Source organism: Achromobacter ruhlandii (genome assembly GCF_902859695.1).
GTDB classification, from domain to species: Bacteria; Pseudomonadota; Gammaproteobacteria; order Burkholderiales; family Burkholderiaceae_B; genus Achromobacter; species Achromobacter ruhlandii.
Map to the genome: position 1 here is coordinate 95419 of NZ_CADIJL010000015.1, position 22513 is coordinate 117931.

General features: G+C 69.0%; 22 protein-coding genes. 12 read left to right on the forward strand and 10 right to left on the reverse strand.

All coding sequences use genetic code 11. The annotated features are described in order from the left end of the window. Window positions 1–293 precede the first annotated feature (293 nt). Entirely contained in the window at window positions 294–848 is a 555-nt protein-coding gene (locus HV742_RS18830) for an NADPH-dependent FMN reductase (RefSeq protein WP_049072898.1), read from the reverse strand. Between the two features lie 147 nt (window positions 849–995). Then, window positions 996–1373, reverse strand: a complete 378-nt coding sequence (gene hpxZ / locus HV742_RS18835; RefSeq protein ID WP_059271958.1) for an oxalurate catabolism protein HpxZ — start codon at window positions 1371–1373, stop codon at window positions 996–998. Between the two features lie 207 nt (window positions 1374–1580). Here hpxZ and HV742_RS18840 point away from each other — a divergent pair, with 207 nt between their 5' ends. Then, the gene (locus tag HV742_RS18840) at window positions 1581–2126 is read left to right on the forward strand and encodes an antibiotic biosynthesis monooxygenase (RefSeq protein ID WP_175146117.1); all 546 of its coding nucleotides are present in this window, start codon (window positions 1581–1583) and stop codon (window positions 2124–2126) included. A 26-nt stretch (window positions 2127–2152) separates the two neighbouring features. Here the strand turns inward: HV742_RS18840 and HV742_RS18845 are convergent, their stop codons facing one another. The 6 genes from HV742_RS18845 to HV742_RS18870 all read right to left on the reverse strand — a co-directional run bounded on the left by HV742_RS18845 (window position 2153) and on the right by HV742_RS18870 (window position 7232). Next, the gene (locus HV742_RS18845) at window positions 2153–2860 is read right to left on the reverse strand and encodes a GntR family transcriptional regulator (protein ID WP_024069876.1); all 708 of its coding nucleotides are present in this window, start codon (window positions 2858–2860) and stop codon (window positions 2153–2155) included. Window positions 2861–2880: 20 nt separating this feature from the next. Continuing rightward, window positions 2881–4269 carry an AtzE family amidohydrolase gene (locus HV742_RS18850; protein WP_175146118.1) on the reverse strand — a complete coding sequence of 463 codons (1389 nt, stop codon included), beginning with the start codon at window positions 4267–4269 and terminating at the stop codon, window positions 2881–2883. After that, window positions 4266–4448 carry a DUF4089 domain-containing protein gene (locus HV742_RS18855; RefSeq protein WP_054417758.1) on the reverse strand — a complete coding sequence of 61 codons (183 nt, stop codon included), beginning with the start codon at window positions 4446–4448 and terminating at the stop codon, window positions 4266–4268. The genes HV742_RS18850 and HV742_RS18855 overlap by 4 nt, the downstream gene beginning before the upstream one ends. A gap of 34 nt (window positions 4449–4482) precedes the next feature. Beyond that, window positions 4483–5304 (reverse strand): ABC transporter ATP-binding protein, encoded by an 822-nt coding sequence (locus HV742_RS18860; RefSeq protein WP_175146119.1) that lies wholly within the window; start codon window positions 5302–5304, stop codon window positions 4483–4485. Window positions 5305–5306: 2 nt separating this feature from the next. Further along, complete coding sequence (locus tag HV742_RS18865; protein ID WP_026384433.1) at window positions 5307–6098, reverse strand: ABC transporter permease; 792 nt, start codon at window positions 6096–6098, stop codon at window positions 5307–5309. A gap of 126 nt (window positions 6099–6224) precedes the next feature. After that, window positions 6225–7232, reverse strand: a complete 1008-nt coding sequence (locus HV742_RS18870; RefSeq protein WP_059271952.1) for an ABC transporter substrate-binding protein — start codon at window positions 7230–7232, stop codon at window positions 6225–6227. A 278-nt stretch (window positions 7233–7510) separates the two neighbouring features. On the opposite strand from HV742_RS18870, the gene HV742_RS18875 reads away from it, so the two are divergent. The 8 genes from HV742_RS18875 (at window position 7511) to HV742_RS18910 (ending at window position 16958) form a co-directional block, all read left to right on the forward strand. Then, window positions 7511–8422: a LysR family transcriptional regulator gene (locus tag HV742_RS18875; protein WP_059271950.1), complete on the forward strand. Its 912-nt coding sequence runs from the start codon at window positions 7511–7513 to the stop codon at window positions 8420–8422. 121 nt (window positions 8423–8543) lie between these two features. After that, the gene (locus HV742_RS18880) at window positions 8544–9212 is read left to right on the forward strand and encodes a DUF4286 family protein (protein ID WP_175146120.1); all 669 of its coding nucleotides are present in this window, start codon (window positions 8544–8546) and stop codon (window positions 9210–9212) included. Window positions 9213–9256: 44 nt separating this feature from the next. Next, a complete protein-coding gene (locus tag HV742_RS18885; protein ID WP_175146121.1) occupies window positions 9257–10576 on the forward strand; it encodes an MFS transporter in 1320 nt (439 codons plus the stop codon). Window positions 10577–10854: 278 nt separating this feature from the next. Next, window positions 10855–12153: an imelysin family protein gene (locus HV742_RS18890; RefSeq protein ID WP_175146122.1), complete on the forward strand. Its 1299-nt coding sequence runs from the start codon at window positions 10855–10857 to the stop codon at window positions 12151–12153. After that, window positions 12150–13667, forward strand: a complete 1518-nt coding sequence (locus HV742_RS18895) for a di-heme oxidoreductase family protein (RefSeq protein WP_175146123.1) — start codon at window positions 12150–12152, stop codon at window positions 13665–13667. The genes HV742_RS18890 and HV742_RS18895 overlap by 4 nt, the downstream gene beginning before the upstream one ends. Continuing rightward, window positions 13667–14755, forward strand: a complete 1089-nt coding sequence (locus tag HV742_RS18900; RefSeq protein ID WP_175146124.1) for an imelysin family protein — start codon at window positions 13667–13669, stop codon at window positions 14753–14755. The genes HV742_RS18895 and HV742_RS18900 overlap by 1 nt, the downstream gene beginning before the upstream one ends. Window positions 14756–14765: 10 nt before the next feature. Continuing rightward, window positions 14766–15941, forward strand: a complete 1176-nt coding sequence (locus HV742_RS18905) for a DUF1513 domain-containing protein (RefSeq protein WP_175146125.1) — start codon at window positions 14766–14768, stop codon at window positions 15939–15941. A gap of 168 nt (window positions 15942–16109) precedes the next feature. Further along, entirely contained in the window at window positions 16110–16958 is an 849-nt protein-coding gene (locus HV742_RS18910) for a mechanosensitive ion channel family protein (RefSeq protein ID WP_054417764.1), read from the forward strand. Between the two features lie 85 nt (window positions 16959–17043). Here HV742_RS18910 and HV742_RS18915 read toward each other — a convergent pair whose 3' ends face one another. Beyond that, the gene (locus HV742_RS18915) at window positions 17044–17805 is read right to left on the reverse strand and encodes an IclR family transcriptional regulator (RefSeq protein ID WP_175146126.1); all 762 of its coding nucleotides are present in this window, start codon (window positions 17803–17805) and stop codon (window positions 17044–17046) included. Between the two features lie 161 nt (window positions 17806–17966). On the opposite strand from HV742_RS18915, the gene HV742_RS18920 reads away from it, so the two are divergent. Beyond that, window positions 17967–18956, forward strand: coding sequence for a Bug family tripartite tricarboxylate transporter substrate binding protein (locus HV742_RS18920; protein WP_054417222.1), 990 nt, complete (start codon window positions 17967–17969; stop codon window positions 18954–18956). Window positions 18957–19025: 69 nt separating this feature from the next. On the opposite strand, the gene HV742_RS18925 is transcribed toward HV742_RS18920, so the two are convergent. Next, window positions 19026–19817, reverse strand: a complete 792-nt coding sequence (locus tag HV742_RS18925; protein WP_116791917.1) for an RNA methyltransferase — start codon at window positions 19815–19817, stop codon at window positions 19026–19028. A 119-nt stretch (window positions 19818–19936) separates the two neighbouring features. On the opposite strand from HV742_RS18925, the gene HV742_RS18930 reads away from it, so the two are divergent. After that, window positions 19937–20722: an inositol monophosphatase family protein gene (locus HV742_RS18930; RefSeq protein WP_054417226.1), complete on the forward strand. Its 786-nt coding sequence runs from the start codon at window positions 19937–19939 to the stop codon at window positions 20720–20722. A gap of 192 nt (window positions 20723–20914) precedes the next feature. Next, on the forward strand, window positions 20915–22498 hold the full coding sequence (locus HV742_RS18935) for a TerC family protein (protein WP_063585132.1): 1584 nt from the start codon (window positions 20915–20917) through the stop codon (window positions 22496–22498). Window positions 22499–22513: the final 15 nt, after the last annotated feature.

The window sequence follows — 22513 nt, forward strand, 5'->3', positions numbered from 1 at the left end:
TGTTGGCCCCCGCGCGGCGCGCACTGCGTGCGCTTGCTGCCCCCCGAGGGGGGCTGCCCGGCCTTCGGGCGGCCGGGCGGCTATTTTTTGGGGCGGTGTTGGTGGGCAGGGGGGGGCGCGCGCGAGGCGGGCTTGTTGCCTGCCGAGGCGAGGCGAAGGGAATTATTTGGAGCGGGGGGCGCTTTATCCACAAAAAAAGCCCCCCGGCTTGGCGGGGGGCGTGACCGCCCGGAGGTAGACGGGCGATCGGTTGCCGGGGCGGGCAGGCGCCCTTGGCCCGGCAGCGGCGGCAATCAGGCGTTGAACTTCTTGACCCAGTCGACGTAGCGGTCGATCCAGCCTTGCAGGAACTTGCGCGTGCCTTCGTTGGTGATGTTGTACTGGTCGTCGACCAGGCCATCGGTGTACTGCAGGAAGACTTCCGGCGTGGTCAGGGCGTTGGCGCCTTCGGCGGCCAGGATGTTGCGCAGGTGCTGCTGCATGAGGGCGGTGCCGGCGGCGCTGGGCGAGGTGCCCAGGATGCCCACGGCCTTGCCGGCCCACGAATTCTGGCCCCACGGACGGGTGCCCCAGTCGATCGCGTTCTTGATGGCGGCGGGCACCGAGCGGTTGTGCTCGGGCGAGACGAACAGGATGCCCTGGGCATCGAGGATCTGCTGCTTGAGCTTGGCCGCGGGCGCGGGCAGGTTGTTCTCGTTGTCCTGGTTGTACAGCGGCACGTCGCCCAGGCTGACGTAGTCGAACTTGAAGTCCGCGGGAACCAGTTTTTCCAGCGCGCGCGCCAGGCGCAGGTTGATCGATGCGGCGCGCAGGCTGCCGACGAAGACGGCGATCTTGTAGGTGCTCATGAGGCGGGGCTCCTGGGTCGGGGGAAAGCCCAGTGTAGACCTGTCCTCATGACGGCTCAATGGCGGCGAACCCATAAGGTTATGGACGGTGTTGACTTGTGTCAGGACGCGGCGGCCCGGCCCGGTCCCGCGGGCGGCGCGGACGGGTTACGCGCTCATCAGGCTGACGTGCGCCGACACCACGCGCCAGCCTTGCGGCGTGCGCATCCAGGTCTGGCTCTGGCGACCAATGCGGTCGCTGCCGTCGCGCTGGAATTCGATGTTGGTGGTGGCGAAGTCGTGGCCATAGGTGGTGATGGCGGTGCGCAGCACGCGGCGCGCCAGGCCTTGCGGCGAACGACCGGCGCGGAAGGCGCGGATGGCGTCATAGCCGTAGAGGTTCTCGCCGGCGCCATAGCGCAGCGTATGGGGGCTGTCCCAGAACAGCTCGTCGAGCACGTCGACCTGGTTGTTGACCAGGGCGGCTTCATAGCGCGCGAAGGCCACGGTGACCTCGGCGACGACGGCGGGCAGGTTGATGTCCATGTGAGGATGTGCTCCGTGTTGATTGCACCACCATGGTGCTTGATTCAGGGTAATCACCAATATGGGGTGTGTTGCGGTGCGCAAATTCCGCCGTGGCATAGGCGGATCGCCCTTTCCGCGGGGGGGATGCTGCGGTGCACGGCTGGCACGCGGCTTGCTAGGGTTTACACCACATAACACGCTGCACGCCGCTCCAGGAGTTTCACCATGTCCCGTTCCGCCGTTCCCGCCCCGGTCACCATGCTGGTCACCCGGCACATTGCGCCCGAACGCTACAGCGATTTCCTGTCCTGGATGCGCCAGGGCGAGATCCTCGCCGCCGGCTTTCCCGGTTTTCTCGGTTCGGGCGTGCTGCAACCGCCCGAGGGCGGCGACCAGTATCAGATCGTGCTGCGCTTCAATGACGAGGCCAGCCTCAATCGCTGGGAGCAATCGTTGCCGCGCCGCATGTGGCTCGAACGCGGCGCCGCGCTGGTGCGGGCCAGTCATGCGCGCCGCGTCAGCGGCATGGACAGCTGGTTCGGTCCGCAGGGCAACGCCGGCGCGCCGCCGCGCTGGAAGCAGGCCGTGAGCATCTGGCTGGCGTACTTCCCGGTGCTGCTGGCGTTCACCTTGCTGGTGAGCGAACACCTGAGCGCGCTGCCGGTGTTCTGGCGCGCGCTGATCACCAGCGTGACGATGACGCCGGTGATGGTGTTTGTCTGCATTCCGTTCGTCACGCGCCGGCTGGAGCGCTGGCTGCGGCCGCACTGACGTGGCCGCGTATCGCGCCTGCGCCATCACGCCGCCTGCGCGCGGCGCGTGGCATACAGCCGGTGCAGCGTGATCTTGCGCACGGCGGCCTGGCTGTCGCCGATATGCGCCGCAAGCAAAGCCGTCGCGCGTTCGGCGTCGCGGGCCAGGATGGCGTCGAGGATGGCGCCATGTTCGGCGTAGGTATGGGCGATGCGGTCGGGCTGGGTGAAGTCCAGCCGCCGCACGATGCGGATGCGCTCGGTGGCGGCGCGGTGCACGCGCGCGATTTCAGGATTGCCGGCGGCGGCCACCAGGTCCGCATGGAAGCGCTCGTCCAGGTCCGCCAGCCACTCGCCATCGCCGGAATAATGGGCGCTGTCCACCAGCCACGTATCCGCCAGCGGCTGCAGCGCGCGCAGCGGATCGGGCACCTGGCCCGGCGCGCACAGCGCGCGCACCGCCGCGATCTCCAGCACGCTGCGCAGTTCATAGAAGTGATCGAGCGTGTCGAAGTCCAGCGGCTTGACCAGCCAGCCATTGCGCTGGCGCACCTCCAGGTAGCCCTCGCGTTCCAGGCGGAACAGGGCTTCGCGCACCGGCGTGCGGCTGACCCGCAGGCGGTCGGCAATTTCGGTCTCGGTGAAGCGGTCGCCCGGCGCCAGGCGGAAATCCAGGATGTCGCGCTTGAGCGTGCCGTAGGCGGAATCGGCCAGGCTGCGGGGCGTGTCGATGACGGCGAATGCGGAATCCATGGACGGCCTCGGTTGGCGGGTCAGGAGAGGGGACGAACGGTGGCAACGCCCGCCTGTTCCAGCCGCCGCGCGGCCAGCAGGCAATCGGCCTCGCGCCACGGCGCGGCGATCAATTGGACGCCCAATGGCAGGTGCGCGTCGGCGCCGATGCCCGGCCAGGTGGGCGCGGCGCACACCGGCAGGCCAAGGCAGGAGATCGGCTGTGTCAGCAGGCCCATGCTGGCGCGGGCGGGCAGTGACTGGCCGGCCAGGGCCAGGGTCTCGGTGCCGATGGCGGTGGCGGGTACCGGCGTGGCCGGGGCGATCAGCACGTCGTAGCGCGCGAACAGCGCCATGGCCTCGCGGTAGACGCGGTGGCGCACCCGCTGGGCCTGCTGCACCCAGGCGGCGGGCACCAGGCTGCCGGCGACCAGGCGATCACGCGAATGCGGCTCGTAGTAGTCATAGTGCGTGACCAGGCGGCGGCGATGCAGGGCGCCGCCCTCGGCCGCGGTGATGACGAACGCGGCGGCGCGCGCCTGTTCGGCGCTGGCCAGTTCGACGACCTGCGTGGCCGCCAGCGCGTGCGCGGCCAGTTGCACGGCCTGGCGCGCCTCGGCGCCGGCCCAGTGCGCGAAGTAGCCGCCCAGCACGGCCACGCGCAACGGCCGGTCCGAGCCCAGATCCGCCAGCGCGGGTTCGACGGGACGTTGGGCGCAGGCGGCATCTTCATCGTCAGCGCCTTGCAGCGCATCGTAGACCGCGGCCAGGCTGGCCGTATCGGCCGCGAACGGGCCCAGGTGGTCGAGGCTGCCGACGAACGGGAACGAGCCGGTGCGCGGCAGGCGGCCGAAGGTCGGCTTCAGGCCGAACACGCCGCACAGCGAGGCCGGCACGCGGATCGAGCCGTTGGTGTCCGAGCCCAGCGTCAGCGGCACCAGGCCGCCGGCCACCGCCGCCGCGCTGCCGCCCGAGGAACCGCCGGCGATGCGGGCGGGATCGTGCGGGTTGCGGCTGGCGCCGTAGTGCGAGTTCTCGGTGGTGAAGCCGTAGGCGTGTTCGTCCATGTTGAGCGCGCCCACCAGCACGGCGCCGGCATCGCGCAGCCGCGCCACCAGGGTAGCGTCGCGCGGCGCGGGCGGATTGGCGGCGTTGACGCGGCCGCCGGCCAGCGTCACCTCTTCGGCGGTGTCGAACAGGTTCTTGACCGCGTACGGCACGCCGGCCAGCGGCGGCAGGGATTCGCCGCGGGCCCGCCGCGCGTCGATGGCGGCGGCTTCCTGGCGCGCGCGGGTTTCGGTGATGGCGGTGAAGCAGTTGTAGCGCGCATCGGCGGCGCGGATGCGCGCCAGCGTGGCTTCCAGCACCGCGCCGGCGCTGCGCTCGCCAGTGCGGATCTGCCGCGCCAGATCGAGGACGGCGCCGTTCACGGGCGGAACACCGAGGCCGATTCCAGCTCCACCGGCAGGGCCTCGTCGATGAAGGTCGAGGCGATGTCGTGGATGCGCGTGAACTGCCGCGCCACTTCGGCCGCGGCCGGTTCGCGCAGGGCATAGCCGGCCAGCGCCAGCGCGCTGCGTACGTATTGGTCGATGGTTTCCTGGGTCATGGCGGACTCCGGTGGATCGGAAGGAAAAGACGGGCTATTTGCGGACTTCGCGCTGGAAGATCTCCAGGCTCAGTTTCTTCATGCCGATGAAGCTGGGCTCGGACAGCGTCTCGACCGTGCGAGGCCGGGCGTCGCCGTAGTCCAGGATCTCGGCCACGCGGGTGGGGCGCTTGGTCAGCAGCAGCACCTGGTCGGCCAGGTACACGGCTTCCTCCAGGTCGTGCGACACCAGCAGCATGGTGGTGCCGGTCTGCATGAAGACCTCCTGCAGCTTTTCGCGGATGAACAGCGTCATCTCGAAATCCAGCGCCGAGAACGGCTCGTCCAGGAACAGCACTTCCGGTCCGGGGGCCAGCGCGCGCATGATGGAGGCCGTCTGCTGCTGGCCGCCCGACAGTTCATAGGGATAGCGCTTGAGGTCGAACTTGACGTCGAACGAGGCCACCAGCTCTTCCACGCGCGCGTCCACCTCGGCTTTGCCGCGGCCTTCGAGGCGCAGCGGGTAGGCGATGTTGTCGATGGTGCGCAGCCACGGGAACATGGCCTCGCGGTAGTTCTGGAAGACGTAGCCGATCTTGGTCTGGGCCAGCGACTTGCCGTCGAACAGGATCTCGCCGGCATCGATGGGGATCAGGCCCGCGATCATGTTGATCAAGGTCGATTTGCCGCAGCCGTTGGGGCCGAACACCGAGACGATCTTGCCCTTGGGGATGTCGAGGTTGAAGTCCTCGTACAGCGGCCAGCCGGCGAAATACTTGGTCAGACCGCGGATGGTGATGTGGGTGCCGGCCGGACCCGGCTGGAACGGCGCGGGCACGGGGGCGGGGGCGATGACGGGGTTGATGACGGTGGACATGATTATCGGCCGCTCCAGTGGACCACGCGCTTTTCCAGCACCAGGAAGAGGATGTTGAGGACGTAGCCGAGCGCGCCGGCGGCCAGGATCGAGGCGTACATGTCGCGCACGTTCAGTACCTGCTGGGCGTTGATGATGCGGTTGCCGAGTCCGCTGTCCGAGCCGATGAACATCTCGGCCACGATCACGATGACCAGCGCCATCGACACGCCGCTGCGCAGGCCGACGAAGGTGGGCTGCAGGCTTTCCCAGATCAGCACGTCCTTGAAGATCTGCCAGCGCGAGGCGCCCATCACCCGCGCCGCCATCACGCGCTGCTTGCGCGCGTTGATGACGCCGTAGGCGCTGTTGAACAGGATCACCAGCACCGCGGCGAAGGCGGCGATGGCGATCTTGTTCATGTCGGTCACGCCGAAGATCATCAGGAACAGCGGGATCAGCGCCGACGACGGCGTCGAGCGGAAGAAGTCCACCAGGAATTCGACGCTGCGGTAGGCTTTTTCATTGCTGCCCAGCAGCACGCCCAGCGGCACGCCGATCACGCCGGCGATGACGAAGGCCTGCAGCGTGCGGCTGACCGAGGCCAGGAAGTCGCCCAGCAGCGGGCCGCCGGCCATGCCCTTGGCCAGGGCCACCAGCGTGGCGCCGGGCGTGGGCAGCAGCACCGGGCTGACCAGCTGCAGGCGCACCACCAGGTCCCACACCACGTACAGCGCCAGCGGGCCGATCAGCGGCAGCAGGCGCGCGGCGGTCCAGGTGCGCGGCGGGCGCGAGGCGGGCGCGGCGGCAGGCATGCCGGCGCGGGCGGTTTTGCCCGGCGACCCGGCAGCCGGGAGGGCGGCCGCCGATGCGACGGCCGCGTGGCTGGCGCTGCCGGCCGGGGCCGCGCTGGCGCGGTTGGCGTTGATCGCGTCCATGGCTCAGCCCTTGTACAGCATCGAGGCCACGTCCACCTTCTGCGCGAAGATGCCCTTGTCGGCGAACAGGTCGAAGAATTTCTGGAAGTACTGAATGTCGCTGGGGGTGAACTCGTTGTAGAGCGTGTACGCGGCCAGCGGCACGGCTTCGGTCATGGGGCCTTCGATGGCGGTGTAGCCCTTCATGAACGGGCGCGCCTCGTCGGGCTTGGCGCGGATCAGTTCGATGCCGCGGGCGTAGGCGGCGATGAATTTCTTGCTTTCCTCGGGATGCTTTTTCAGGAACGCGGTGGTCAGCGAGGCCGAGCCGCCGAACCACGGCGCCATCGGATCGCCCAGCACGTATTTGGCGATCACGCCCGCTTCCAGGACGCGGGTGGTGCCGTTCAGGCGCCCGACCGTGCCGGTGGGCTCAAGCGTGTAGCACGCGTCCAACTGGCCGGCGGCGACCGCGGCGACGTGCTGGCTGATCGCCAGCTCGACCACGGTCGCCCCGGTTGCGCCGGCGCGCTCCAGCACTGCTTTGGCCAGCGTGGCATTCTGGATGCCGGGTCCAGAACCGACCTTTTTCCCCTTGAGGTCTGCGATGGATTGGATGGGACTGTCTTTCGCGACGATGAACTCGTCCAGCACGTTCTTGGCGTTGCTGGGATTGGAGGCGAAAATCTTGAACAGGCCGGGCGAGGCGATCTCGCCGATGGCCAGGTTGGCCGAGCCGGTGCCGTTGGCGCTGCCGTCGGCGCGGCCCGCCAGCATGGCTTCCATGACCTGCTGCGCGCCGGCGAACTTGAGCGCCTCGACGTTCAGGCCGGCTTCCTTGAAGTAGCCCTTTTCGATGGCGGCATAGAACGGCAGGCCGGCCGCGACCGGCCAGTAGCCGATGCGGATGACCGGGCCCGATTGCGCGCGCACCAGGGCGGGCGCGGCCAGCGCGGCGGCGCCCAGCGCGGCGCCCTGCATCAGCCGGCGGCGGGTGGCGTTGAAAGCGAAGGGCGCGGGGCGGTCGGTCATGCGGGACTCCTGGTCGGGAAAGAATGGGCGCTTGTAGACAAGCTTGCATACCAGTCCTTCAAGCAAGACCCGTGCCAACCTTCGCGGGCCCGGTTTTTCGCCATGATGGGGCGATCCTGGCGCCTCGCGTGAACCAAGCTGGTGCATGCGGCACCGCCAGGGAGCGTGCGTTGCGTCATGGCGCGGCCGGCCCGCCAGGCGTTAGGATGTGCACAGGCCGGGGCCTGCCGCCCCGCCGTTATCGGAAGGGCGCGTCATCGGGCGCGCCGTGCGTGGATATGAATACCCGTTTTGTCGAAGCTTTCCTGTGGTCCGCCCGGCTGGGCAGTTTTCGCGCGGCCAGCGACCGCCTGCACATCACGCAGGCCGCGGTGGCCAACCGCATCGCCTCGCTCGAGGAGGACATCGGCGCGCGCCTGTTCGAGCGCGACGCCAAGGAGCTGCGGCTGACGGCGGTGGGCACGCGCCTGCTGGACTATGGCGAGCGGCTGATGCAGTTGCGCCAGCAGATCCTGTCGCTGGGCCGCACCGGCGACGAGGTGTTCGGCCTGGTGCGCATCGGCGCCATCGAGACGGTGGTGCACACCTGGCTGATCGGCTTTTTGACCAACCTGCGCTCCACCTATCCGGGCATCGAGGTGCAGTTGACCTCGGAGACCACCCGCGCGCTGCACCGCGGCCTGCGCGAAGGCACGCTGGACATCGCCTTCCAGACCGACCTGCTGACCGATACCGGCGTCATCAGCACGCCTTGCCTGCCGATGGAGATGGGTTGGGTCGGGCCGGCCGGCGATGAAGAGACGCTGACGGTGCAGCAGCTGCTGAGCGAGCCGGTGCTGACCATGAGCCCCGGCTCGCAGCCGCACGAGGCCCTGAAAGGGCTGTTCCGCGAAGCCGGCCTGCCCTTGGGCAAGGTGCATTGCGTCAGCTCGATCTCGGCGCTGGCGCGGCTGGTGCGCAGCGGCTTTGGCCGCGCCCTGGTGCCGCTGCCGCCGATCTACGAATACGTGGCGCGCGGCGAGGTGCAGATGATCCGCTGCGACGTGCCGGTGCCGCCGCAGTTGCTGGTGGTGAGCTACCTGGAGGGCGCCGGTTCGGATGCGATCCGGCTGGTGGCCGAGCTGGCCTGCCGCGCCTCGGATCAGTACACCGCATCGGTCGCGCCGCCCAAATTCGCATCCGCGCAATAGCGTTATCCCTAGGTCGGCTTTCAGTAATTCTGTTGCCGGCGCGAAAAATTACTCGTTTGTCGGAGTTGGCCCCGCCGGCCGAAGATGAGTCCCTTCCGTTATCGAAGGGATTTTTTCTTTCATGAGCCAAGCCTCCACTCCGTCCGCGCCCCACGGCATGCTGTTCGTCGCCTGCGACGTCGATCCCGCCTTCGAAACCGACTTCAACCGCTGGTACGACCGCGAGCACGTCGAAGAGCGGGTGCGCATCCCCGGCTTCCTGTCGGGCGCGCGCTATTTCTCGCGGTCCGGCGGCCGCAAGTACCTGGGGCTGTACCGCACGGAATCGCTGGGCGCGTTCACCACCGCCGATTACCGCGCCGCCTTCGAGCGCCAGACGCCGTGGTCGGTGGCCAACCTGGACCGCATGCGCGACCCGATGCGGCGCGTCTGCGCGGTGCAGGCCGTGACCGGCTTCGGCAGCGGCAGCCACATTGCCGTGCTGCCGCTGGTGTTCGGCGGCGATGCCGGGGCGCTGGCGGCGCGGGCCGCTGACACCGGCGCGGCGCTGGCGCAGGTCGATGGTTTCGTTCAGTCCTATTTGTTGGCGCCGGACGCGGCCTTGAGCGGCCCCTTGCCGCGAGAATCCACCGAGAACCGCCGCCTGGATCCGCTGTTCGTGGTCGAGGCCAGCTCGGCCGCCGCCGCGCAGGCCCTGGCCGAACGCGCCGCCGGCGCCTTCGGCATCCGCCCCGGCGACGCCTGGCAGCTCGAACTGGGCTGGAAGCTGGCGGCCGCCGACCTGCGTTGACGCGGCGGCGCCGTCCACACACATCACGAACATGGGGAATCACAATGGCTGAAAACACCTTGCGCGCGCCGGCGTCCGCCCACCGCGGCGCGTCGCCGGACAAGATGAAGAAGCTGGCCATGGCCAGCTCCGTCGGCACCACGCTGGAGTGGTACGACTTCACGATCTACAACCTGATGGCGGCGCTGGTGTTCAACGCCATCTTCTTCCCGTCGTTCGACCCGCTGACGGGCACCATCCTGGCGTTCTCGACCTATGCCGTGGGCTACGTCTCGCGGCCGCTGGGCGGCTTCGTCTTCGGCCACCTGGGCGACCGCCTGGGGCGCAAGTTCGTGCTGGTTGCCACGCTGGTGATCATGGGCGTGTCGACCGGCCTGATGGGCATGCTGCCCACCTATGCCAGCTGGGGCGTGTGGGCGCCGGTGGCATTGGTGGCGCTGCGCTTCATCCAGGGCGTGGCGCTGGGCGGCGAATGGGCCGGCGCGGTGCTGCTGTCGATGGAACACGGCAAGCCCGACCAGCGCGGCCGCAATGCGTCCTTCACGCAGGTCGGGCCGTCGTGCGGCACGCTGATCGGCACCGGCTTCATCGCGCTGATCTCGCTGTGGCTCACGCCCGAGGAATTCCAGGCCTGGGGCTGGCGCGTGCCGTTCATGTCGAGCGTGGCGCTGGTGCTGTTCGGCCTGTGGCTGCGCCGCGGCGTCGAGGAAACGCCGGTGTTCCTGGAAATGGAACAGAAGCGCGAAACCGCCAGCACCCCGATCAAGGAAGTGCTGGTGCAGCACTGGCGCCAGCTGCTGGTGGCCGGCGGCTCGCGCATCGGTTCGGACGTGCTGTATGCGCTGGTGGTGGTGTTCACGCTGACCTACGTGACCACCGTGCTGCACCTGTCGCGGCCGCTGGCGCTGGGCGCCACCATGCTGGGCGCGGCGCTCAACGCCATCGCCGTGCCGCTGTGCGGGCATCTGTCGGACAAGATCGGGCGCCGTCCGGTGTACGTGGCCGGCGCGGTGCTGGGCATGATCTGGGCCTTCGTGTTCTTCACGCTGATGGACACCGCGCATCCCATCGCGATCTGCGCCGCCGTGGTGGTGGGCCTGCTGATCCACGCGATGATGTACGGCCCGCAGGCCGCCTTCATCACCGAGCAGTTCCCGGGGCGGGTGCGCTACGCCGGGTCGTCGCTGGCCTACACGCTGGCCGGCATCGTCGGCGGGGGCTTCGCGCCGCTGATCATCGCCAGCCTGTTCAAGTCGTGGAGTTCGACCGTGGCGGTGTCGCTGTACGTGGCCGCCGCGCTGGTCGTGACCGCCATCTCGGTGCTGGCCGCCAGGGAGACCGCCAAGGCGCCGCTGCAACGCTGAACGCGGGGCCGGCCAGGCCGGCTTCCCCCGCCTGCGCCCGGGCTTGCCCGGGCTTTTTTGCGTCCGTTCCGCGCGCGGCTGTCTGATGGCCGCTGCGGCCGCGAGGCCGGGAAGCGGCGGGGCGGGGCGCGTTTTCATGCCTTTTTATTCGGAAAAACGTCAGGTAGCTGACTTTATTCTGAATAACAAACGAAAATTGTTTACACTCGCATCCACAAAATTCAAGTGTGGACGGAGCCGCCGCGGGGCGGATTTCGTCCAAGTTACGGGAGAAAGTGATGCGCAAGTTGTTGTTGGGGGCGGCGCTGGCCGTCGCGGCATTCGGGGGGGCGGTTCACGCCGCCACGCAGCCCAAGGCCGTGGTGACGAATTATTCGGACCTGGCGCTGGCCGGCTATGAAGACGCGCTGACCTCCGCCAAGACGCTGCGCGAAGCCATCAACGCCCTGGTCGCCAGGCCCAGCGCGGACACGCTCAAGGCCGCCCGCCAGGCCTGGCTGGACGCGCGCGTGCCGTACCAGCAGACCGAGGCGTTCCGCTTCGGCAACCCGATCGTCGATGACTGGGAAGGGCGCGTGAATGCCTGGCCGCTGGATGAAGGCCTGATCGACTACGTGGACGCCTCCTATGGCACCGAGAACGACGAGAACGCCTACTACGCGGTCAACGTCATCGCCAATTCCAGGATCTCGGTGGGCGGCAAGACCGTCGATGTCAGCGAGATCACGCCCAAGCTGCTGTCCGAGGTGCTGCACGAGGCCGATGGCAACGAGGCCAACGTGGCCACCGGCTACCACGCCATCGAATTCCTGCTGTGGGGCCAGGACCTGAACGGCACCGGCCCGGCGCCGGCCGACCGCAAGGGCACGCCGCAGGAACGCCACGCGGGCAACCGTCCGCACACCGACTACGACGTCAAGCAGTGCACCGGCGGCAACTGCGAACGCCGCATCGCCTACCTGAAGGCCGTGACCGACCTGCTGGTGACCGACCTGGAAGAGATGGTCGGCAACTGGAAGAAGGACGGCGCCGCGCGCAAGGCCGTGGAAGAAGATCCCAAGGCCGGCCTGGTGGCGATGCTGACCGGCGTGGGCAGCCTGTCGTACGGCGAACTGGCCGGCGAGCGCATGAAGCTCGGCCTGATGCTGCACGATCCCGAGGAAGAGCATGACTGCTTCTCGGACAACACCCACAACTCGCACTTCTACAACCAGATCGGCATCCGCAACGTCTACCTGGGCACGTACACCCGCGTCGACGGCAAGCAGGTGGCGGGCGCCAGCCTGTCGGAGCTGGTCAAGGCGCGCGATCCCAAGCTGGACGCCGAAGTGCGCGCCAAGCTGGACGCCACCGTGGCCGCGATGCAGGCCATGAAGACCCGCGCCGAGACGGTCGAGACCTATGACCAGATGATCGCCGACGGCAACAAGGAGGGCAACGCCGTGGTGCAGGCCGCCATCGACCGCCTGGTCGACCAGACCCGCAGCCTGGAGCGCGTGATCGCGCTGCTGGACCTGGGCAAGGTCGCCATCGAAGGTTCCGACAGCCTGGACAAACCCGACGCCGTATTCAAGTGAAGCTCGTATTCGCCGCCGTACTGGCGGCGTCGGCCCATGCCGGCGTCGCCGCCGCTCCCACCGCGCCCGCCGGGCGCGACGACCTGAGCGCCGAGGACCTCAAGCGGGTTCTCGCCATCACCGCGCCGACCCGCGATTTCTCCAAGGCCGAAACCTTCGAGACCATGCAGGCGGGCGCCACCACCACCAACAAGCTCATCAACGCCGACATCTTCTCGCAGCCGTCGGCCAACATGAGCTTCGAGCGGCGCCAGGAATTCCAGGTCGGCAACGGCCTGTTCCGCAAGGACTGGGTCTCCGCGCCGGCCTCCACGCAGGCCTCCGACGGCCTCGGCCCGCTGTTCAACGCGCGGTCCTGCCAGGCCTGTCATACCAAGGACGGGCGCGGCTCGGTGCCGGGTTTCGATCCGCTGGAGCGTCCCGACGCCGTGGCATTGCTGCTGCGCCTGGCGGTGCCCGAAGGCCCGGACCGCGGCCATCCGCGCCTGGCGCCGGGCGAGATCGCGCTGCTGCCCGAGCCCGTCTATGGCGTGCAGTTGCAGAACTTCGCGGTGGCCGGCCTGCCGGCCGAAGGCCGCATGGAAATCGAGTACACCCCGGTCACCGTCAAGCTCAATGGCGGCGAGACCGCCACGCTGATGAAGCCGGTCTACCGCATCGACAACCTGGGCTACGGCCCGATGCGCAAGGACACGCAGATCTCGCCGCGGCTGGCGCCGCCGATGATCGGCCTGGGCCTGCTGGAATCGATCCACGAGGCCGACATCCTGGCCAACATCGGCGCCGACAAGCGCGATGGCATCGTCGGCAAGGCCAACTGGGTCACCGACGCGCGCACCGGCCAGCGCGCGCTGGGCCGCTTCAATCTGAAGGCCGGCCAGCCCACGGTGGAGCAGCAGAGCGCCGCCGCGTTTTCCAACGACATGGGGCTGTCGACGCCGCTGTTCCCCAACCACTACGGCGACTGTACGGCGGCGCAGCCCCAGTGCCTGAAGATGCCGCACGGCGCGCAGCCGCGCTTCGGGCCGGAGGAAGTGCCAGCCAAGCTGATGGACTTCGTCACCACCTACTCGACCAACCTGGCGGTGCCGCAGCGGCGCGATGCCGACGACGCCCGCGTGCTGGCCGGCAAGAAACTGTTCTACGAGGCCAATTGCGTCGCCTGCCACGTGCCCAAGTACGTCACCAGCCGCAACGCGAAGCAGGCCGAGCATCGCTTCCAGCTGATCTGGCCGTACACCGACATGCTGGTGCACGACATGGGCGATGACCTGGCCGACGGCGTGTCCGATGGTTCCGCCAACGGCCGCGAATGGCGCACCCCGCCGCTGTGGGGCATCGGCCTGACCAGGACCGTCAATCCCACCGCCACCTGGCTGCACGACGGCCGCGCCCGCACGCTGCTGGAGGCGGTGCTGTGGCATGGCGGCGCGGGCCAGCCCGCGCGCGACCGCGTGGTGGCGATGACGCCCGAAGAACGCGCCGACCTGATCCGTTTCCTGGAGTCGCTGTGATGGCTATCCTCGTTGCACGCTGGCGCGCGCCGGCCCTGGCCGCCGCGCTGGCGCTGGCCTGGCCGCTGGCCGCCGGCGCCGAATTGCCCGCCGACCTGGGCGAGCGCCTGGCGCACGGCTACGCGCGGCCGGCCGCCGCCGGCATGGTCGCCGCCGCGACCGATCTGGACGACGCGCTCGGCCAGTGGTGCGGCAAGCCGGATGCGGCGGGCGCCAAGCGGGTCGAAGCGGCTTTTGCCGACCTGGCGCTGGCGTGGGCGCGGCTCGAACCACTGCGCTTCGGGCCGTTGGTGCAGGCCAACCGCTACGAGCGCCTGGCGTTCTGGCCCGACACGCGCGGCGTGATGCCGCGCCAGGTGCAGGCCGTGATCGCGGCGCAGGATGCCGACCTGCTCAAGCCGGGCGCGCTGGCCGGCCGCAGCGTCGCGGTGCAGGGGCTGCCGGCATTGGAATTCGTGCTGTATGGAGAGCCGGCGTTGCTGGCGCAGCAAGGCGCGCCCACCTTTGCCTACGCTTGCGGCTACGCCCGGGCCGTGTCGGGCAACGTCGCCGCGATCTCGCGCGACGTGGCGCAGGCCTGGGATGCCAAGGCCGACTTCGGCCGCCAGTTCGCGCGGCCGCGGGCGGGCAACGATCTGTACCGCGATCCGCAGGAGGTGGCGGCCGAAGCCATGAAGGCGCTGTCCACCGGGCTGCAGTTCGCGCGCGACGTGAAGCTGCTGCCGGTGCTGGGCGATTCGGCCGACGGCGCCCGGCCCCGGCGCGCCGCGTTCTGGCGCAGCGGGCTGTCGACGCGCACGCTGGCCGCCGGCCTGGAGGGCCTGGCGGCGTTCTATCAGGCGGGCGGCTATGCCTTGCCCAAGGGCGAGGACTGGATGGCGGGCGCGGTGCTGGCCGAAGTGGGCAACGCGGCGCGCGCGCTGCGCGAGGCGCCGGCGCCGCTGGAGCGGGCGCTGGGCGATGCCGAAGGGCGCCGCCTGCTGGGCCTGGCGGCGTTGACGCTGAAGAACGCCAAGGCCATCGTTGACCAGGACCTGGCGCCGGCGCTGGGCGTGACTATCGGCTTCAATGCGCTCGATGGCGACTGAGCGCGACCGCATGCTGAGCGGCATTGCGGGCGATGCGCCGGCCGGCAATGGGCCGGCGCGCCCCGCGCGGCGCGATTTCCTGGCCTGGGGCGCGGGCGGCGCGCTGGGCGCGGCTCTCGGCTGGCCGCGGCCAGCGCTGGCCGCTCCCGGCGACGATGCCCAGGCGCGCTATCTGGCGGCGCGGCAGCGCGGCGGCCGCGACGAGACGGTGGTGCTCGATGGCGCCGGACAGGACCGCCACGTGGTGCCGATGCCCGCGCGCGGCCACAGTTTCGCGATCGACGCCCCCGCCGGACGCGCCGTGGTGTTCGGCCGCCAGCCGGGCTTCTTCGCGCTGGCGTTCGACCTGCGCGGCGACCGCCCGCCGCTCGAACTGCCCTTGCCGGAAGACCGCCATTTCTTCGGCCACGGCGCCTATTTCGACGGCGGCCGGCTGTTGGCCGCGACCGAGAACGATTTCGACGGCGGCCGTGGCGTGCTCGGCATCTACGATGCCACGCCGGGCGGCGGCTACCGCCGCATCGGCGAATACGACAGCGGCGGCATCGGGCCGCACGAGGTGCTGTTGATGCCCGACGGCAAGACGCTGTGCGTGGCCAATGGCGGCATCCTGACGCATCCGGACTACGGCAAGCTCGAACTGAACCTGGACACCATGCGGCCGTCGCTGGCGTACCTGGACGCGGCCAGCGGCGCGCTGCTGGAGCGGGTCGAACTGGCGCCCGAGCTGCATCGCCTGTCGATCCGCCATCTCGCGCTGGCGGGCGATGGCAGCGTCTGGTTCGGCTGCCAATACATGGGACCGGCCGGCGACCGTCCGGCGCTGGTGGGGCGCCACCGGCGCGGCACGCAGCCGGTGCTGTTCAGCGGGCCGGCGGACACGTTGCGCGCGATGCGCAACTACATCGGCTCGGTGGCGGCGGACGCGGCTGGCGCCGTGATCGCCACGTCCAGCCCGGTGGGCGGGCGGGTGTTGTACTGGGATGCGGCCAGCGGCCGCTGCCTGGGCGAGACCCGCCTGGCCGATGGCTGCGGCGTGGCGCCGGCGACGGACGCGGGCTTTCTGGTCAGCAGCGGCCTGGGCGCCATGGTGCGCACCGATGCGGCGGGCGGCGAGCGGCCGGTGCTGGCGCCGTCGCGCGAGCGTTCCTGGGACAACCATTTCCGCAAGGTCGCGGCCGCTTGAGGCGGCCACCGCCGCGCCCGCCCGGGCGAGGCGCCGCATGCGATGGCCAGCCGCGGCGAGCGTGGCGCCTTACAAAGCTTGACACACCGGCAGGGCGCGACGGCCCTTTCCGCAAGGCGCATCTGATAAAGTTTTCGGCTGTCTTTTTTGCATGAGGGAGCGACAACGATGGAAGACGCGTTGAAGGAATTCAATGCCTGGGCCCCCAGGCTGGTGGACCTGGGCATCAATCTGCTCGTGGCCTTGCTGATCCTGGTCATCGGCTGGTGGGTCTCGGCCTTGCTGGGCCGCTGGGTGCGGCGCATCGCCACCCGTTCCAGCAAGATCGATCCGACCATCGTGCCGATGTTCTACAGCACCGTGGTCTGGACGGTGCGCATCTTCACGCTGATCGCGGTGCTGGCACGCTTCGGGGTGCAGACCGCCAGCCTGATCGCCGTGCTCGGCGCCGCCGGCCTGGCCGTCGGCCTGGCGCTGCAGGGCACGCTGCAGAACATCGCGGCCGGCATTATGCTGCTGATCCTGCGTCCGGTACGCGCCGGCGAATACGTCGGCCTGAGCACGGGCGCGGAAGGCACGGTCGAGGAGGTCGGCCTGTTCCTGACGCGACTGATCCAGGTCGACGGCATCCACCTGACGCTGCCCAACAGCACGGTCTGGAACGCCACCATCACCAACTACAGCCGCAACAAGACGCGCCGCCTGGATATTCCCGTGCCGGTGCGCTATGGCGACGACCTGAACGCGGTGCTGGCCAAGCTGCAGGACATCGTCGCGGCCAATCCCAACGCGCTGAAGGAGCCGCAGCCGCTGGTGAAGGTGGTCGACTACAAGGAAAGCGGCGTGGTCGTGAACGTGCGCGTATGGGCCGAGGCGGCCAAGTACTGGGACCTGCGCTGGGGCCTGTACCAGGACATCCGCCTGTCGCTGGAGGCCGCGGGCTTCCAGGCGCCGATCCCGCTGCGCGAGATCCAGAATCCCAAGGCCAGCGAGCCCAAGGCTGGCGCCGCGGCCTGAGCGTACTGCCGGCAATGAAAAAGGGCGTCCCGGCCAATGGCGGGACGCCCTTTTCGCATGGCGCGGCGAGGGCCGCGTGGCGGGCTCAGGCCTGCACCACGAGCCGCGCCAGTTCGGCCTTGATCCAGCCGGCGATCTCGCGCTGGCGCTGGGCGGGCATGCGGTCGATGATGGCCGTCACGCTGACCGCGAGCAGCGGCGCGCCATGGTTGTCGAGCAGGGCGCAGCCCACGCCCAGCGCGCCGCGCACGGCGTGGTTGCCCACCACCGAATAGCCGCGCGCGCGGGTGTTCTCGATCAGGCGGAACATTTCCTGCGGCGTCATGCCGCCGTATTCGTCGAGCCGGCTGGAGTTGCGTTCGACGATGCCGCGCGCCACGTCGTCGGGCAGCGCCGCCAGCAATGCCATGCCGCCCGAACCCACGCCCAGCGGCTGGCGCTTGCCGGCGTAGGTGGCCAGGATCTGCACCGGGTAGCTGCCGATCTCGCGATGCAGGCTGATGGAATCGTCCTCGTCGCGCACCACCAGGAACACAGCGTCGCCGGTGCGGTCGGCCAGGCGCCGCAGCACCGGCAGCAGTTGGCGCACGCGCGGATCGCGCGACCGGGTGTCGGGGTCCACCGCCAGCTGGGCGCGGTATTTCTTGGTGCCCGTCACCGGCAGCACCAGGCCCGCGTCGAGCAGGGCCGCCAGCAGGCGATAGATGGTGGGACGCTGGATGCCCGTCAGGCGGGCGATATCGGTCACGCTGAGCCCGTCGGGCCCCTGGTCTCGCAGGGCGGCCAGAACGGCCAATCCGCGCCGCAATGTGCGGGGGCCTGCGGCCGCGGCATCGCTGTCTTGCATGCAACTCTCTGAAATCTTGGGGGTTATTGCGGAATGGTCAAGGGAAAACCATAGTCCGTAGCGTGGACTCTACCTTGATGCTCCGCTCGTGTATAGCTCAGAATGCAGCATCCAATAATTCAAATCGTCCATGTAATGGACAGTATCAGCACGGAGACTATATGATGACCGGTCAAAAGCCTGGACTGCGGCGTCTTGCCGCCACGCTACTGGCTACCGCCGCAAGCGCTTTCGCCATGGGTTCCGCCCAGGCCGCCTATCCCGATAAACCTGTCCGCATCGTGGTCGGCTTTTCCGCCGGCGGCACCACCGATGTGATCGCCCGCATCATGGCCAAGGAGCTGACCGAGGCCCTGGGCCAGTCGTTCGTGGTCGAGAACAAGCCGGGCGCCGGCAGCAACATCGCCACCGACCAGGTGCAGCGCGCCGCGCCGGACGGCTACACGCTGCTGTTCGTGGCGGTCACCAGCGCCATCAACCAGACGCTGTACAAGAATGTCACGTTCGACCTGACGAAGGACTTCACTCCCGTGGCGCTGGGCGCCAAGGTGCCGAACATCCTGGTGGTCAACCCGCAGGTGCCGGTCAAGACGGTGCAGGAACTGGTCGACTACGCCAAGAAAAACCCGGGCAAGCTGGCGTTTGCCTCGTCCGGCAGCGGCACCTCGATCCACATGGCCGGCGAGCTGTTCAAGATGCAGGCCGGCATCGACGTGCTGCACGTGCCCTACAAGGGCAGCGCCCCGGCCATCACCGACCTGATCGGCGGCCAGGTGCAGTTCATGTTCGACAACATGCCGTCGGCCTGGCCGCACGCCCAGTCGGGCAAGCTGCGCGCGCTGGCGGTGACCACGGCCGAGCGCTCCAAGAGCGCGCCGGACCTGCCCACCATGAAGGAAGCGGGCTTCGCCAACTTCGACGTGTCGTCGTGGTTCGGCCTGATCGCCCCGGCCGGCACGCCGCCCGAGGTGGTCAACAAGCTCAACGCCGCCATGGTCAAGGCGCTGGACAAGCCCGAAGTGCAGACCAGCTTCGAAAAGCTGGGCGCCGTGGGCGTCAAGACCACGCCGGCCGAGTTCGGCCAGTTCATCAAGTCGGAAGTGGAAGGCTGGGCGCCGGTGGTGAAGGCGTCGGGCGCCAAGGTCGACTGATCGCGCGCTTCGTGCCCCGGCGGGTCAACCGCCGGCGGCCGATGACAGGGGACGGGCCGATGCCCGTCCCTATTTTTTTGCGTCGCCGTCGCGGCGGGCCGTGGCCAGCATGGCGGTGCAGACCCCGCGCATCATGTCGACCTCGTCGCGGGTCAGGGCGACCCTGGAAAACAGGTGCCGCATGCGCGGCAGCAGCTTCTTGGGATGGGCCGGGTCCAGGAACCGCACGCCCACCAGCGCTTCTTCCCAGTGCGCCAGGAAGGCCTGCACCGCCTCGCCCGAGGCCGGTTCGGCGCCGCGCGAGGGCGCCTGCGCGGTCGAGGCCGGCAGCAACGGGGCGCCCTGGTCCACCAGCAGCGCGTAGCGCAGCTCCCAGGCCGCCAGTTGCAGCGCCTGGGCGACGTTCAGCGAGCTGTACTCGGGGTTGGCCGGAATGTGGCAGATGCGGTGGCACAGTCCGATCTGGTCATTGGTGAGACCGGCGCGCTCGGTGCCCAGCACGATGGCGGTGCAGCCCTCGGCGGTTTCGGCCAGATGGGCGCAGGCCAGGTCGGCGGCCTGGCGGATGTCGCAGGGCGGGGGGCCGAGGTCGCGCACCCGCGCGGTCAGGGCGAACGCCAGGGTCACGGGCGCCAGCGCCTCTTCCAGGGTATCGTAGATGCGCGCGTTTTCCAGCACGTCCAGGGCGCCGCTGGCCAGGGCCACGGCCTCCGGCTGGCTGGTGACATCGGCGAATTTGGGGCCCACCAGCACCAGTTCGGAGAAGCCCATGGTCTTGATCGCGCGGGCCGCCGAACCGACGTTTCCGGGGTGGCTGGGGTTCACCATGATGAAGCGAACGCGTGAAAATGCTTGAGTCATTTAAAATGGCACGTTTGGCTTAGTGCCTTCCTGGTTTTTTGAGCCGGTTTCCCCCTGTCGGGGGCGGCGGATCCGGGGGGGTGGCTAGCGGCCTACCCACCGCATACGTACGGAATTTTATGCACCCGATGCTCAACATCGCCATCAAGGCGGCCCGGCGTGCCGGCACCATCATCAACCGTGCCAGCATGGATTTGGAACGACTCAGCGTGGCTCGCAAGGGGCCGCGCGATTATGTCACGGAAGTCGATCGCGCCGCCGAGGAGTCCATCGTCGAGACGCTGCGCGCCGCCTATCCGGACCATGCCGTCCTGGGCGAGGAATTCGGCTTGCAGGGCCCCGACCAGGCCGAATTCCAGTGGATCATCGATCCGCTGGACGGCACCACCAACTTCATCCACGGCCTGCCCAACTACGCCGTGTCGATCGCGCTGACCCAGCGCGGCCAGGTCACGCAGGCGGTCATCTATGATCCCTCGCGCAACGAACTGTTCACCGCCAGCCGTGGCAGCGGCACCTTCCTGAACGACCGCCGCGTGCGCGTCTCGGGCCGCACCCGCTACCACGAGGCCCTGCTGGGCGCGCACTGGCCCAACTCGGGCGACCTGGAACAGGGCTCGGCCCGATTCCGCGCCATGGCCGAAGGCAGCACCGGCGTGCGCCGCCTGGGCGCCACCGTGCTGGACCTGGCCTATGTCGCCTGCGGTCGCCTGGACGGCTTCTGCGGCGTGGGTCTGAAGCCCTGGGACCTCGCGGCCGGCAGCCTGATGGTGCTGGAAGCCGGCGGCCTGGTCGCCGACTTCGACGGCGAGCAAGGCTGGATGGACTCCGGCAACGTGCTGGCCGCCAGCCCGAAGATCTTCACGCAGATGCTGTCGGCGCTGAACCCGACGCCGGCGGCCTGACGCCCTGGCGCGATCCCGACGCGCTCCCGAAGCCGGCCCCCGTGGCCGGCTTTTTTTGCGCGTGTCACTTGCGCGGACCCGCGCGCGGCAAGCCTCCGGACAGTTCCGTAAGCCATCCGCACGACCCGTGTCACCGGCGTGTCACGCGTTTTCCGGGTACGATTACCGGTCGTGTAACTTCTGGAGCTCCTGATGGAGTGGCTGCTGGACCCCGCTGCGTGGGTCGGCTTGCTTACCCTGGTCGTCCTTGAGATCGTCCTGGGAATCGATAACCTGATTTTCATCGCCATCCTGGCGGACAAGCTGCCGCCGTCGCAACGCGACCGCGCGCGCATCCTTGGCCTGAGCCTGGCGCTTGTCATGCGGCTTGGCCTGCTGTCGGTCATGTCGTGGCTGGTCACCCTGACCACCCCCCTGTTTTCGATCGGACCGCTGTCGCCCTCGGGGCGCGACCTGATCCTGATGGCTGGCGGTTTCTTCCTGCTGTTCAAGGGCACCATGGAGTTGCACGAGCGGCTCGAGGGCGGGCAGCATGGCGGCTCCTCGGGGCCGCGCGTGTACGCCAGCTTCTGGGTCATCGTGACGCAGATCGTGGTGCTGGACGCGGTGTTCTCGCTGGACTCGGTCATCACCGCGGTCGGCATGGTGGACCACCTGGCCATCATGATGATCGCCGTGGTCATCGCCATCGGCATCATGCTGCTGGCCTCCAAGCCGCTGACGCGCTTTGTCAACGCCCATCCGACCGTGGTGGTGCTGTGCCTGGGCTTCCTGCTCATGATCGGCTTCTCGCTGCTGGCCGAGGCCTTCGGCTTCAAGGTGCCCAAGGGCTACCTGTACGCCGCCATCGGCTTCTCGGTGGCGATCGAGGCCCTGAACCAGGTGGCGCGCCGCAACCTGCTCAAGCTGGACGCGCGCCGGCCCATGCGCGAACGCACCGCCTCGGCGGTGCTGCGCATGCTGGGCAAGCGCCCGCCGGCCGACGAGCCCGACCTGCCAAGCGCCGACGGCCCCGCCATCCCGGCCTTCGGCGTCGAGGAGCGCAACATGGTCAGCGGCGTGCTGACGCTGGCCGAACGCTCGATCCGCTCGATCATGACGCCGCGCACCGACGTGTCGTGGATCAACATCGACGACGATCCCGACACCATCCGGCGCCAGATCACCGAGGCGCCGCACAGCTTCTTCCCAGTCTGCCGCGGCTCGCTCGACGAGGTGCTGGGCATCGCCCGCGCCAAGGACCTGGTGGCCGACCTGATCACCGAGGGCCGGGTGCGCCGCAACCGCCTGCGCGACCCGATCATCGTGCACGAGTCCATCGGCATCCTGCGCCTGATGGACACTCTCAAGCGCTCGCGCGGCCAGCTGGTGCTGGTGGCGGACGAGTTCGGCGCCATCGAGGGCCTGGTGACGCCGATCGACGTGTTCGAGGCCATCGCCGGCGAATTCCCGGACGAGGACGAACTGCCCGACATCGTCGCCGACGGTCCCAACACCTGGAAGATCGACGGCGCGGCCGACCTGCACCACGTCGAGCAGGTGCTGGAAACCGAAGGCCTGGTCGACGACGCGCAGGACTTCTCCACCCTGGCCGGCTACCTGCTGTCGCGCTTCGGCCACCTGCCCAAGCCGGGCGACGTCTGCGAATACGAATTCCACCACGACCATTTCCGCTTCGAGGTGCTGGAAATGGACGGCCGCCGCATTGCCCTGGTGCGCGTCGAGAAGCGCGTGCCCGAGCCGCTGGACGAAGACGCCGCGCTGACCAACGACTAGATGCCTTCAAGGAAC